General features: G+C 35.4%; 5 protein-coding genes. All 5 read left to right on the forward strand.

The annotated features are described in order from the left end of the window. The first annotated feature begins 28 nt into the window (after window positions 1-28). The gene (locus tag Q0935_RS11505; protein ID WP_299386040.1) at window positions 29-3,523 is read left to right on the forward strand and encodes a TIM-barrel domain-containing protein; all 3,495 of its coding nucleotides are present in this window, start codon (window positions 29-31) and stop codon (window positions 3,521-3,523) included. Window positions 3,524-3,529: 6 nt separating this feature from the next. After that, the gene (locus tag Q0935_RS11510; protein ID WP_299386042.1) at window positions 3,530-5,209 is read left to right on the forward strand and encodes an alpha-amylase family glycosyl hydrolase; all 1,680 of its coding nucleotides are present in this window, start codon (window positions 3,530-3,532) and stop codon (window positions 5,207-5,209) included. 8 nt (window positions 5,210-5,217) lie between these two features. After that, the gene (locus Q0935_RS11515; protein WP_299386043.1) at window positions 5,218-6,639 is read left to right on the forward strand and encodes an alpha-amylase family glycosyl hydrolase; all 1,422 of its coding nucleotides are present in this window, start codon (window positions 5,218-5,220) and stop codon (window positions 6,637-6,639) included. Between the two features lie 173 nt (window positions 6,640-6,812). Beyond that, entirely contained in the window at window positions 6,813-7,577 is a 765-nt protein-coding gene (locus tag Q0935_RS11520; protein ID WP_299386044.1) for a hypothetical protein, read from the forward strand. Window positions 7,578-8,307: 730 nt separating this feature from the next. After that, window positions 8,308-16,238, forward strand: a 7,931-nt coding sequence (locus Q0935_RS11525; RefSeq protein WP_299386045.1) for a PKD-like domain-containing protein, incomplete at its 3' end; no start/stop codon positions are given.

Below are 16,238 nucleotides of genomic sequence, written 5' to 3' on the forward strand. Positions count from 1 at the left end.
GAAGTGAAGAATCTTTTAAAATTAAAGAATGAAACAATTTATATACATACTATCATTTTTACTTTTTCAAGTAGCATTTGCACAAGTCACACTAATTGTTGAAGCACTTCCAGAAGATACACCAAAAGACGCTTCTATATTTATTTCTGGCGATTTTGAAGGTTGGTCTGGAGGACATAATGATTACCAATTAGAAAAAATAAATGGACAGTATCAAATTACGCTTCCTAAAACAGAACAACGTATTTTATATAAGTTTACTCTAGGTAATTGGGATGCTTCAGAGAGCAGCAATTCAGGTGAGAAAATAGATAATCGTATTTATAAATTTAATAAAACAAACGATACAATACAAGTAAAAATAGCAGGTTGGAAACATTTGTTTGATGTTGAAGAAGTTTCTACAGCTTCAAAAAATGTCTCCATTATTTCTGAAGAGTTTTATATACCACAACTTAACAGAAAACGTCGAGTTTCTATTTATTTACCACCTGATTATAACATATCAAAGCAAGATTATCCTGTGGTTTATATGCACGATGGACAAAATGTTTTTGATGCTAAAACTTCTGGTTATGGCGAGTGGAATGTAGATGAAACTTTAAACAAGTTATTTAAAGACAACCTTAAACTTATTGTGGTTAGTATAGACCACGGTGATTCTAAACGCTTAGATGAATATTCTCCATGGAAACACGTAGAATATGGAGGAGGTGAAGGCGATGCTTATACAGATTTTATAGTAAATACATTAAAGCCTTACATAGACTCTAATTACAATACAAAAAAAGACAAGACTAATACAGCCATTTTTGGTAGTTCTATGGGAGGATTAATTTCTCATTATGCTGCTTTAAAATATCCAACGGTTTTTGGTAAAGTTGGTGTGTATTCACCATCGTATTGGTTTGCTCCAAAAGCGGTAACTGACTTTTCTAAAGCGCATGCCAATATCCAAGATACTAAAATGTACTTTTTAGCTGGCGGAAAAGAAGGAACAAAAACGTCACGAACCGAAATTAGTCAAACAGTTAAAGACATGAATAGCATGTTAACTGTTTTAAAAAATAATGGTTTTCCCGATAAAAACATACAATCTAAAGTAGTTCCAGAAGGAAAACACAATGAAGAATTATGGCGAAATAATTTTGAAGAAGCTATTACGTGGTTATTTAAAGATGCTTTTCAAAAAAGAGAATTTGTAGATGCGAAGTTTAACAACAATCAACTGCAAATAAACGTTTCTGACGGTACGTTTAACATTCAATTTTTTTCTTCAGAAATTATAGAAACTACTTTTATTCCAACAGGAGAAACAGTAGATACTAAAAAATCCCACGCTGTGGTTTTAAAGGATACTTTTTCAGAGGTGAATTTCAATGAGTCAGAAAACGAAATCAATTTTAAATCAAATCAATTAGCTGTAAAAATCACAAAAGCTCCTTTTCATATTTCCTATTTTAAAGACGGAAAAGAAATCACTTCAATAAAAAATGGCTATCAAAAAACAGATGACTTTGAAACTATTAGTTTCAACTTAAAACCAGACGAAGTTTTATATGGTGGAGGCGCAAGAGCGTTAGGCATGAACCGAAGAGGAAACCGTTTAGAGTTATACAACAAAGCACATTATGGTTACGAAGAGAGAAGTGAATTAATGAATTACACGATGCCAATTGTGGTGTCTTCTAATAAGTATTTAATTCATTTTGATAATGCGCCCATTGGTTTTTTAGATTTAGATTCTAAAACAGATAATACACTGACTTACGAAACCATTTCAGGCAGAAAAACCTATCAAGTTGTAGTTGGTGATTCTTGGTTAGATGTAACTAAAAACTACACGCAATTAACAGGAAGGCAACCTATGCTGCCGCGTTGGGCTTTAGGTAATTTTTCTAGTCGATTTGGTTACCATTCGCAAAAAGAAGTTATGGAGACTATTGATAAGTTTAGAGAAGACGGTATTCCTGTTGATGCAATTATTTTAGACTTGTTTTGGTTTGGTAAAACGGTTCAAGGTACTATGGGAAATTTGTCTTTTGATAGAGATTCATTTCCTAATCCAAAACAGATGATTAAGGATTTAAAGGAAAAAAATGTTGAAACTATTTTGATTACTGAGCCCTTTGTTTTAACAACGTCTAAGCGTTGGGAAGAAGCCGTAAAAGAAGACGTTTTAGCAAAGGATTCTATAGGAAATCCTTTTAAATATGATTTTTATTTTGGTAATACAGGTTTAATAGATATTTATAGTAATAAAGGTAGTAAGTGGTTTAAAAATATTTATAAGGACCTATCTAAGCTAGGTGTAAATGGTTTTTGGGGCGATTTAGGAGAGCCAGAAGTACATCCTTCAAACTTATTACATGCTACAGGTACAGCAGACGAAGTTCATAATATTTATGGTCACGATTGGGCAAAATTAGTTCAAGAAGCTAGTTTGGAAAGTAACCCTAATAAGCGACCGTTTATTTTAATGAGAGCTGGTTATTCTGGATCACAACGATATGGTATGGTGCCTTGGTCTGGAGATGTTAATAGAACTTGGGGCGGATTACAATCTCAACCAGAAATTGCGCTGCAAATGGGAATGCAAGGTTTGGCATATATGCATAGCGATTTAGGTGGATTTGCTGGTAATAATTTGGATGATGAGTTGTATGCGCGTTGGTTACAATATGGCGTTTTTCAACCTATTTATAGACCACATGCGCAAGAAGATGTGCCTCCAGAGCCAGTGTATAGAAGCGATAAAGCAAAAGCTTTAGCTAAAAAAGCTATCGAGTTGCGTTACCAATTATTACCATACAATTACAATTTAGTATTCGAAAACAATCAAACAGGAGCACCTTTAATGCGACCATTATTTTTTGAAGAAGAAGACAATAACAAATTAAAGGCATACTCAGCAGCATATCTTTGGGGTAAAGATATATTGGTCGCTCCTATATTAAAATCTGGACAGAAATTTAAAGAAGTTTATTTTCCAAAAACATCAAATTGGTTTGATTTCTACACCAATGAAAAGTTTATTGGCGGAGAAACAGTATCTGTTGAGACTAGGGAAAACTCAATACCAACATTTGTAAGAGGTGGAAGCTTTATTCCAATATCAATTGCTACTGGTTTTGGTCATTCTTCAAAAGACTATAATGCCTTAAAACTAGATGTGAACTATTACTATGATGTATCTGTTAGTAAAAGTGAGAATTCGTATTATACAGATAATGGAGGAGTAGACGACTTTGATAAAGGAAGATTTAGAATCTTAAAATTTAAATCAGAAGTAGATAAACAGTTAATTAAAATAAATCTAAAAGAAGACATTGGAGAAAACTTTTTAAGGTCTACTGTTAGCCCAAATTTAAAAATCCATAATATTTCAAGAGCTCCTAAATATGTGAAAATTAACAATCGTAAAGTTAATTTCACTTGGAATGAAAAGACTCATATTCTTGAGCTTTTAGTTAAATGGCAAATTTTTGAAGAAAAAGAAATCCGAATTAAATTAAAAAAATAATCTGAAATGAAATACATAAATCAATTTACATCAGCGGTATTACTTTTTTGCTTTTTAGGATGTAAAACAGATAAAAAAGCAAATTTAGATTTAGCCGAAAGCCAACATAAAGAAGAAGCCAAAACACCTTTTGTTTGGGAAGCTGCAAACGTCTATTTTCTATTAACCGATCGTTTTAATAATGGAGACAAAACCAACGATGTTAATTACAATAGAAACAAAGAAGCTGCTGTTTTACGTGGTTTTGAAGGTGGCGATTTAAAAGGAATCACGCAAAAAATTGAAGAAGGTTACTTCTCTAATTTAGGTATAAACGCTATTTGGATGTCACCAATTGTAGAGCAAATTCATGGAGGAACAGACGAAGGTACTGGAATTACTTATGGATTTCATGGCTATTGGACTAAAGATTGGACTAATATTGATGCCAATCTAGGTACCAAAGAAGATTTGCAAAATCTAGTAGATGCTGCACATAAAAAAGGCATTCGTGTGTTGTTAGATGCAGTAATTAATCACACAGGACCTGTTACAAATCAAGATCCTGTTTGGCCAAACGATTGGGTAAGAATTGGTCCGCAATGCGATTACAAAAACTTTGAAAACACAGTCACTTGTACTTTGGTTAAAAACTTACCAGACATTAAAACTGAAAGTAACGAAGCAGTCGATTTACCACCACAATTGGTAGAAAAATGGAAAGCAGAAGGCCGTTATGAAGAGGAAATGGCAGAGCTAGATGCTTTTTTTGAAGCAAATGATTATCCTCGTGCACCACGTTTTTATATCATGAAATGGTTGAGCGATTATGTTAGAGATTTTGGGATTGATGGTTACAGAGTAGATACCGTAAAACATACCGAAGCTTTTGTTTGGCAAGAGTTTAAAGATATTTGTGATAACGCTTTCACGGAATTTAAGCAACAAAACCCAAACAAAGTTTTAGACGATACTAATTTTTACATGGTTGGAGAAGTCTATAATTACGGAATTTCAGCAGGAAAAGCATTCGATTTTGGCGATAAAAAAGTCAACTATTTTGATGATGCTTTTAATAGCTTAATCAATTTTGAATTTAAATGGAATGCTGCACAACAATCGTACGAGGAGCAATTTAAAAATTACGATAGTATTTTAAATAGCAACTTAAAAGATTATGGCGTTTTAAACTATTTAACATCGCATGACGATGGTCAACCATTTGATAAAAATAGAGAAAAAACATTCGAAACTGCTACACGATTATTGTTGTCTCCTGGAGCAGCTCAAATCTATTATGGCGACGAATCTGCTAGAGATTTAACCATTGAAGGAACTGTTGGAGACGCAACATTAAGAAGTTTCATGAATTGGGAAGAACTGCCTCAAAAACAAGATTTACTAATCCATTGGCAAAAGCTTGGTCAGTTTAGAAGTAAGCATCCAGCAGTTGGAGCGGGAAAACATAAAATGATAAGTGAGTCGCCTTATGTTTTTAGCAGAAGTTATACTAATAATGATTTTAAAGATGAAGTTATTATAGGTTTAGAAATTCCAAAAGGAGAACATAGCATTAATGTGTCGACTGTTTTTAAAGACGGACAACAAGTAAAAGATTTTTATTCCGGAGAAACGTTTAAAGTTACTAACGGAACCATTACCATTAACGTAGATTCTAACATTATTTTAATAGAAAAACAACAATAAATACAACCATGAAAAAAGTAATCGCATTAGTTTTTTTTATAACCATTTTGGCTTGTAAAGAAGAAAAAAAACAAGAAGAAGTTAATACAGTTTCAGACGAAAAAGAAATACTAAAACCTATTTCGGCTTCCGATTTAGAAACTGCTGTAATTTATGAAGCAAATATTCGTCAATATTCACCTGAAGGAACTTTTGAAGCATTCACAAAAGACATTCCACAGTTAAAACAATTAGGTGTAAAAGTGATTTGGTTAATGCCAGTTTTTCCCATTTCTGAAACAAAAAGAAAAGCAACAGGAGGAGAAGATAGTAAGTTCGCTACCGATTTCCCAGAAGAAGAACAAGGTAAATATTTAGGTAGTTATTATGCAGTGTCCGATTTTACTAAAATCAATCCAGAATTTGGAAGCATTGAAGATTTTAGAAGCTTGGTAAATACAGCACACGATAACGGAATTTATGTGATTTTAGATTGGGTACCTAATCACACAGGTTGGGATCATACTTGGTTAAAAACCAATCCAGAATATTACACACAAAACGATAAAGGAGAAGTAGTACATCCTGAAGATACCGATTGGACAGATGTTGCCGATTTAAATTACGACAACCAAGAGATGCGTAAAGAAATGATTGCAGATATGACCTATTGGTTAACAAACGAAGGTGTGGATGGTTTTAGATGTGATGTTGCAGGTTCTGTACCAGCCAATTTTTGGGAACAAGCTATACCAGAATTACGAGCTAAAAAAGACATTTTTATGTTAGCGGAAGCTTGGGAACCAGAATTATTAAAAGATGGTTTATTTGATATGGGTTATGCATGGGATGGACATCATGCAATGAATAAAATAGCTCAAGGAGAAGAAAAAGCTACAGCTTTTATAACGTATATGAAAGATCGAAATGAAACTTATGAATCTAATAATATTCTTATGAACTTTGTAACCAACCATGATGAGAACTCTTGGAATGGAACAATAAAGGAACGTATGGATAATGCTAGTGAAACCATGACTGCTTTAAGTTATTTAACACCAGGCATGCCATTAATTTATTCTGGTCAAGAGTATGATTTAGACCATAGATTACTGTTTTTTGAAAAAGATAGCTTTCCTCATACTAAAGGAAAGACCTGGAAACTATTAGAAAAATTAGCTAAACTTAAAAATACTAGTTCTGCTTTAAATGGAGGAAAAAATCCTGCATCTTTTGAAGAAATAGAAGTAGGTAATGAAAATGTTTTGGCATTTAAACGTAGTAAAAATGGAAGCACGATAATTTATGTTGCAAACCTATCTAATGAAAAATTGAAAACTAAATTACCACAAAAAGGAAAATATATAGATTATATGTCAAATTCAACATTAGAGCTTAATGGAGACGCTATAGCATTAGGACCTTGGGAGTATAAGATATTAATAGAGTAGTTATTGTATACTATAAAAAAACACATAAAATTTAAAGCCTCGTCATTTGATAGAGGCTTTTTTTATGATTTTTAATCATAATTAAACATTAGTATAATTATTCCAAAATAATATTGGCTTATCTTGCAGCCGTTTTAGTTGTAGTTAATACAATTAATATAAAAGTAACAATTATGGAGAAAAGGGAAAGTAAAGAAGACAAAGTCACCCAAATAAATAAAGTAGTAGAAAATTACTTTAATACAAATACAAAAAAGGATTGGATTCCAGTAAAAGACATTATGCCAGCTTTAATTGAGGCAGGTATTTTTGCAAAAGATAATAAAAAAGGCTTACCACTTAGAAAAGTACTAAGAGCTTTAGATAAAGAAAACAAACTAGATACAATACCATCTGTTCATGCACAAAGAACAGAAACTGCTGTGTACTGGTATTTAGTAAGAGAAGGTGCTGAGTTTACCGAAAATGAAGCTATAGTTACGGTCTCTAAAAAAGAAAGATCTAAAGAACTAAGAGAAAATAGCGATGAATACTACATCTTAGACCTTTGCGACGAGTTACTTAAAGAAAAAGCCTCACGTAAGCACACTTTTGCAGGTTTGTTAGGAGACATGCACAAAAAAGGGAAAACAAGAACAAAATTACCTTTAGCAGCTTTTTATGAAACTGCAAATTTAGCTATAGAGTTTACCGAAAAGCAAAACAAAACTAAAGAGTATTTAGAAAAGTTAGAAGTTATGACGGTAAGTGGTATTACTCGAGGAGAACAGATTCTTAAATACAATAAAAGACGAAAAGATATTCTTGAAAAAAAGGATATCAATTTAATTGAAATCGATTATTCTTTATTCGAATGCGATGACAAAAAGAATTTAAGTCGTGAAAAAGATAAAGATGTAAGACTTCTTAAAAATATCTTGAAGCAGTATATAAAATAGTATTCAGTTAAAATACTAACAGATAAAGTTTATTTTTTCTGTTTTAATTAATAAAAAAACTGCTCGAAAGGGTAGTTTTTTTTGTTTCCTACTTTTTTTAGTTTATTAAACCCTCAATAAAAAGTGGTTTTTCTCCTTCTAAAAATTTTATTTAACTAACATTTTAGTATTAATAATGAGGCGTATATGCTCTTAATTTATTAAGTTTTTAATTTGTTTTTCTTGTAAATTGATTTTACTATCATAAGATTAAAACTATTTAATAATAGGTAATAAACGTAGTTTACCTGTTAGTTTAAAACGTCTTTTATTACTTCTTTTTGCTAATTAAATAAGAGCTTTCAATTTGCTCTTAATTGTTGCTAAATTTTATAAGCTCATTGTATAACTATTTGTTAACTTTTTGTTAATCTGAAATGATTATTTTATTCAGTAATTTTAAAAACAATCACTTTAAACGGGTTTAATTGTGTTTTGTCTGATTTTTAAAAAAAAAAACGACTATTTTTACAATAACACTCGATTAATTGTATATTTATATATGTTAAAATTTTAACACATTTTATATTTAGACTCTAAAATTAGAGTGCAAAAAAGCCTAAATCAACTATTTCTTTATATAATTAAATCTAAGTTATTATAAAGTAACACTTACAATGGTAATAGTAATTTGTTTGTAATAAATAACTAACTAAAGGTGCTGTTTTATAAATAGAAAATCAACATTAATATGATAAAAAAAACTACTCCTAAATCTTTATTTTTTAAGATGCTGTTGGGTTTATTAACCCTTTTGTTTTCCTTAAATTTAAGTGCGCAAACACAAACCTTGGCCGAAATTCAAGCTAAACCAGGTTGTGCTACAATAACACAAGCTATTGTAAACGAGTTTTATAATCCTATTCCTGCTGGTGGCGGAAACCCAGGAGATGCAGGTATAGTTGTAGATATCGATATTACTACAGAAACTACTGCTGGTGCTGCTAGTTCTTTTGAATATCAGGCTGAAACATCAGGTAATCTAACTGATCCTCAATATTGTCAAGTTGGGACAGAAGGTCCAGATTATCTTTATAATTTTACAGTTCCAGATGGAGAAAGAGTTACTTGTTCTAATGCTACAACAGTAATTAGTAGTGAGGGTGATTTTAACAGTGGTACGGAGTGGTTAGTCGTAATTGATGAAAATAATGAAATAATAGGAGGGATTCCGCCAAGTGGAGGACCAGAGTGTTCGGGTGTAACATTTACAGTTACAATAGATTTAATAGGAGACGATATAAGTGCCTTAGCAGCTGATGGAATTGTGAGCTTAGAATTAAGATCAAAAGGTGGGTCTTCTGGAAATAGTGGTAACGAAACAGATGGGCCATGTCCTTCTCCAGGAAATTGTGCACGTATAGATAGTATTACTTGGGATGTTCTTGCAAGTCCTACTCTTAATACACCACTAATATCACCAGATATTTGTGTTGGTGAGTCTACCACATCAACTGCAGATGCTAGTGGTGATTTACCTGTTACTTATAACTGGACCGTTGTATCAGGAGACGTTTCACTTACAAATGCTAATCAACAAACGGTAACAATCCTTGCTGGCACAACTCCGGGTACTTATGAATTAAACGTAGATATTTCATATGCAGGTGAGCCTGGTTGTACCGAAAAATTTTCAGATTCTGCTACAGCACAAGTAAGACCAAATCCTGCTTTTGGCACATATATAATTGAAGAATGTGAGGAATCATCAATACAAACCTTAGATGCTAACAATGTATTGCCATTAGGACCAGGTGAAAGTGTTGTTTGGTATAACGCAGCAACAGGAGGAACTATTGTTCCTAATCCTACTTTAAATACAGTAAACACTATTGTATATTATGCAGAAGTTAGTAACAGCTTTGGTTGTGTTAGTGCATCAAGATCAGATGTTACGCTTACTATTTTTGATGCTCCGGATGGTACTAATACATCTGAAGCTGTTTGTTCTGGAGAACCATATACTTTAGATCTTACAACAATATCAACTGGTACAACTTTTACATATACAGTAATTTCATCAAATCCAGGAATAACTCCTGCTCCTGCAGCAGGAAGCGGTACTTCCATTTCAGGAACTTTTGATAATTTAAGTCAAAGTCCAGTTAATCTTACATACACCGTAACTCCTATCGGACCAGCTCCAAATAATTGTTCAGGAGATCCTTTTGATGTTATAGTAACAGTTAACAGACTGCCAAGATTAGTTAGTGCTGTCGATTTAATAGAATGTGGTGATTCACCTACATTACAAACGCTTAATGCCAATAATGCAATTGCTGAAAATGCTAATACAGATGTAGTATGGTATGATGCTATAACAGGAGGGAATATAGTTGCAACTCCAGAACTTAATTCAATTGGTGTTATTTCTTATTTTGCAGAAATTAGTGATCCTGCTACTGCATGTGTTAATCCTTTAAGAGAAGAAGTAATTCTAAGATTAGTAGAACCGCCTTTTCCAGATTTTACTGAAGCAGCTTGTTCTAATGTAGCCTTAAATATAAATATCTCATCATTTACTTCATCATATACAGTAACTTCCTCAGATCAATTAAATGTACCAGCAGGACCAAACCGTCCAACTGCTAGTAATGATTTTATAACAGATACTTATGTAAATACAACTGGAGGGCCAGTAACAATAGTTTATAAAGTAACTATAGAAGATACAACACCTTGTGATGGGCAAATATTTGATATAACAGTAACAATTAGTCCTGAACCTGAAGTTTCAAATGTACTTGACACAACAGTTTGTAGCGAAGAAGCAATAGGAGTTGTTTTAGATGTATTACCTACAAGCTCTGCTGCAGCTACTTGGGAAATTGTAAGTGTTACTCCTCAAGGAGGTTTAATTGCAGGAGGTTCTAATGCAACAGCAGCAACAGGTCTTTCATCAAATGCTATTGCTAATGACGTATATACAAATAATACAACAGGAGATTTAACGGTAGATTATATTGTGCAAGCGACTTCTTCTGCAGGTTGTGAAGGAAACCCAGAAACAATTACAATAACAATATCAACAGCGCCAACATCAGATGTTGGAACGGATAGTTCAGATTCTATCTGTTCAGACGCTATGTATACGTTTACAGATGGAACATCAACAGGCGGAACAATTTCTTGGACAACAAGTGGATCTGGAGCCTTTAGTAGTAATTCAGCAGAAAACCCAACTTACACACCAAGTGGAGCAGATGTAACTGCAGGAAGTGTAACGTTAACCAAAACAGTAACAGGAACGGGTAGTTGTTCAACAACAACAGTTTCAGATGATTTTGTATTAACAATAAGTGAAGCACCAATAGTAGAAGCAGGATCAGCAACAACATTATGTAGTGGTTTTGGAAGCTACCAATTAGTAGGCTCAAGTATTGACGATGGCGCAATGACAGGAATTTGGACAGTAAGTACGAATCCAGGAGATGGAACTGTAACACCAACTACAGCAACAGGAACACCAGACACAGCTAATTTTAGTGCAACAACAGCAGGAACATATATTTTAACGTTAACAACAGATGCAACATCACCTTGTACAATAGTAAGTGATACTGTAAGTATAATAGTTGAAGAAGCACCAACATCAGATGTTGGAACGGATACTTCAGATTCCATTTGTTCAGACGCCATGTATACGTTTTTAGATGGAACATCAGCAGGCGGTACAGTCGTTTGGACAACAAGTGGTTCAGGAGCATTTAGTAGTAATTCAGCAGAAAACCCAACATACACACCAAGTGGAGCAGATGTAACTGCAGGAAGTGTAACATTAACAAAAACAGTAACAGGAACAGGAAGTTGTTCAACAACAACAGTTTCAGATGATTTTGTGTTAACAATAAGTGAAGCACCAATAGTAGAAGCAGGATCAGCAACAACATTATGTAGTGGATTTGGAAGCTACCAATTAGTAGGCTCAAGTATTGACGATGGTGCAATGACAGGAATTTGGACAGTAAGTACGAATCCAGGAGATGGAACTGTAACACCAACTACAGCAACAGGAACACCAGACACAGCTAATTTTAGTGCAACAACAGCAGGAACATATATTTTAACGTTAACAACAGATGCAACATCACCTTGTACAATAGTAAGTGATACTGTAAGTATAATAGTTGAAGAAGCACCAACATCAGATGTTGGAACGGATACTTCAGATTCCATTTGTTCAGATGCCATGTATACGTTTACAGACGGAACATCAACAGGAGGAGCAATAACTTGGACAACAAGTGGATCTGGAGCATTCAATAATATTTCAGCAGAAAATCCAACTTACACATCAAGTGTAGCAGATGTAACAGCAGGTAGTGTAACATTAACAAAAACCGTAACCGGAACTGGAAGTTGTTCTACAACATCAGTTTCAGATGATTTTGTGTTGGTAATAAATGAAGCACCAATAGTAGAAGCAGGATCTGATGCGACAATATGTAATGGATTTGTAAGCTACCAATTAGTAGGGGCTAGTATTGGAGGAGGAGCTACTACAGGAATTTGGACTGTAACAAGTGGTCCCGCAGGTAGTTCGGTTACTCCAAATACAGCAACGACGACTCCAGACACGGTAAATTTTAGTGCAACTACAGCCGGATCTTACGTGTTAACATTAACAAGTAATGCAGTGGGACCATGTATAGCGGTAAGTGACACCGTAAATATAACTGTAACCACAGCAGCAAATGCGGGAACGTTATCAGGTGTTCAAGCAATTTGTTCAACAGGAACAACAACAATAAGCAGTGATGGTGATACCGGTGGAATTTATACAAGTTCTAATACAGCAGCTGCAATAGTAGACAGTGCATCAGGATTAGTAACCGGAGTTTCAGCAGGAACAACTACGATTACGTATACAATAACAGGAACAGGAGGTTGTGCAGATGACACAGCAACAACAGATGTTACTGTAACCACAGCAGCAGATGCAGGAACACTATCTGGTGATCAAGCGATTTGTTCAACAGGAACGACAACAATAAGTAGTGATGGTGATACTGGCGGTATTTATACAAGTTCAGTACCAGCAGTAGCAACAGTAGATTCAGTATCAGGAGTAGTAACTGGAGTTTCAGTTGGAACAACAATAATCACTTATACAATAACAGGAACTGGAGGTTGCGCAGATGACACAGCAACAACAGATGTTACTGTAACCACAGCAGCAAATGCAGGAACGCTATCAGGTGTTCAAGCAATTTGTTCAACAGGAACAACAACAATAAGTAGTGATGGTGATACCGGTGGTATTTACACAAGTTCTAATACAGCAGCTGCAATAGTAGACAGTGCATCAGGATTAGTAACACCAGTTTCCGAAGGAACAACTACTATTACGTATACAATAACAGGAACTGGAGGATGTCCAGATGACACAGCAACACGAGATGTTACTGTAAATACAGCAGCAAATGCAGGAACGCTATCTGGTGTTCAAGCGATTTGTTCAACAGGAAGTACAACAATAAGTAGTGATGGTGATACTGGCGGTATTTATACAAGTTCTAATACAGCAGCTGCAATAGTAGACAGTGCATCAGGATTAGTAACTGGAGTTTCAGTTGGAACAACCACTATTACGTATACAATAACAGGAACTGGAGGTTGTCCAGATGACATAGCAACAACGGATGTTACTGTAACTACAGCAGCAAATGCAGGAACACTATCTGGTGTTCAAGCAATTTGTTCAACAGGAAGTACAACAATAAGTAGTGATGGTGATACGGGAGGAATCTATACAAGTTCTAATACAGCAGCTGCAATAGTAGACAGTGCATCAGGATTAGTAACAGGAGTTTCCGCAGGAACAACTACGATTACGTATACAATAACAGGAACAGGAGGATGTGCAGATGACACAGCAACAACAGATGTTACTGTAACTATAGCAGCAGATGCAGGAACGCTATCAGGTGTTCAAGCGATTTGTTCAACAGGAACGACAACAATAAGTAGTGATGGTGATACTGGAGGTGTTTATACAAGTTCAGTACCAGCAGTAGCAACAGTAGATTCAGTATCAGGAGTAGTAACTGGAGTTTCAGTTGGAACAACAATAATCACTTATACAATAACAGGAACTGGAGGTTGCGCAGATGACACAGCAACAACAGATGTTACTGTAACTACAGCAGTAAATGCAGGAACGCTATCAGGTGTTCAAGCAATTTGTTCAACAGGAACAACAACAATAAGTAGTGATGGTGATACGGGAGGAATTTATACAAGTTCAAACATAGGTGTTGCAACAATAGACAGTGCATCTGGATTAGTAACAGGAGTTTCCGCAGGAACAACTACGATTACGTATACAATAACAGGAACAGGAGGATGTGCAGATGACACAGCAACAACAGATGTTACTGTAACTACAGCAGCAAATGCAGGAACGCTATCAGGTGTTCAAGCGATTTGTTCAACAGGAAGTACAACAATAAGTAGTGATGGTGATACTGGCGGTATTTATACAAGTTCAGTACCAGCAGTAGCAACAGTAGATTCAGTATCAGGAGTAGTAACTGGAGTTTCAGTTGGAACAACAATAATCACTTATACAATAACAGGAACTGGAGGTTGCGCAGATGACACAGCAACAACAGATGTTACTGTAACTACAGCAGCAAATGCAGGAACGCTATCAGGTGTTCAAGTAATTTGTTCAACAGGAACAACAACAATAAGTAGTGATGGTGATACGGGAGGAATTTATACAAGTTCAAACATAGGTGTTGCAACAATAGACAGTGCATCAGGATTAGTAACAGGAGTTTCCGCAGGAACAACTACGATTACGTATACAATAACAGGAACAGGAGGATGTGCAGATGACACAGCAACAACAGATGTTACTGTAACTATAGCAGCAGATGCAGGAACGCTATCAGGTGTTCAAGCGATTTGTTCAACAGGAAGTACAACAATAAGTAGTGATGGTGATACTGGCGGTATTTATACCAGTTCAGTACCAGCAGTAGCAACAGTAGATTCAGTATCAGGAGTAGTAACTGGAGTTTCAGTTGGAACAACAATAATCACTTATACAATAACAGGAACTGGAGGTTGCGCAGATGACACAGCAACAACAGAAGTTACTGTAACCACAGCAGCAGATGCAGGAACGTTATCAGGTGTTCAAGCAATTTGTTCAACAGGAACAACAACAATAAGTAGTGATGGTGATACCGGTGGAATTTATACAAGTTCTAATACAGCAGCTGCAATAGTAGACAGTGCATCAGGATTAGTAACAGGAGTTTCCGCAGGAACAACTACGATTACGTATACAATAACAGGAACAGGAGGATGTGCAGATGACACAGCAACAACAGATGTTACTGTAACTATAGCAGCAGATGCAGGAACGCTATCAGGTGTTCAAGCGATTTGTTCAACAGGAAGTACAACAATAAGTAGTGATGGTGATACTGGCGGTATTTATACCAGTTCAGTACCAGCAGTAGCAACAGTAGATTCAGCATCAGGAGTAGTAACTGGAGTTTCAGTTGGAACAACAATAATCACTTATACAATAACAGGAACGGGAGGTTGCGCAGATGACACAGCAACAACAGAAGTTACTGTAACCACAGCAGCAGATGCAGGAACGTTATCAGGTGTTCAAGCAATTTGTTCAACAGGAACAACAACAATAAGTAGTGATGGTGATACCGGTGGAATTTATACAAGTTCTAATACAGCAGCTGCAATAGTAGACAGTGCATCAGGATTAGTAACAGGAGTTTCCGCAGGAACAACCACGATTACGTATACAATAACAGGAACTGGAGGATGTCCAGATGACACAGCAACAACAGATGTTACTGTAACTATAGCAGCAGATGCAGGAACGCTATCAGGTGTTCAAGCGATTTGTTCAACAGGAAGTACAACAATAAGTAGTGATGGTGATACTGGCGGTATTTATACCAGTTCAGTACCAGCAGTAGCAACAGTAGATTCAGCATCAGGAGTAGTAACTGGAGTTTCAGTTGGAACAACAATAATCACTTATACAATAACAGGAACTGGAGGTTGCGCAGATGACACAGCAACAACAGAAGTTACTGTAACCACAGCAGCAGATGCAGGAACGTTATCAGGTGTTCAAGCAATTTGTTCAACAGGAACAACAACAATAAGTAGTGATGGTGATACCGGTGGAATTTATACAAGTTCTAATACAGCAGCTGCAATAGTAGACAGTGCATCAGGATTAGTAACAGGAGTTTCCGCAGGAACAACCACGATTACGTATACAATAACAGGAACTGGAGGATGTCCAGATGACACAGCAACAACAGATGTTACTGTAACTACAGCAGCAAATGCAGGAACGCTATCAGGTATTCAAGCGATTTGTTCAACAGGAAGTACAACAATAAGTAGTGATGGTGATACTGGCGGTATGTATACAAGTTCAGTACCAGCAGTAGCAACAGTAGATTCAGCATCAGGAGTTGTAACAGGAGTTTCAGTTGGAACAACAATAATCACTTATACAATAACAGGAACTGGAGGTTGCGCAGATGACACAGCAACAACAGAAGTTACTGTAACCACAGCAGCAAATGCAGGAACATTATCAGGTGTTCAAGCAATTTGTTCAAC

Source organism: uncultured Lacinutrix sp., from assembly GCF_947500605.1.
GTDB lineage: Bacteria > Bacteroidota > Bacteroidia > Flavobacteriales > Flavobacteriaceae > Lacinutrix.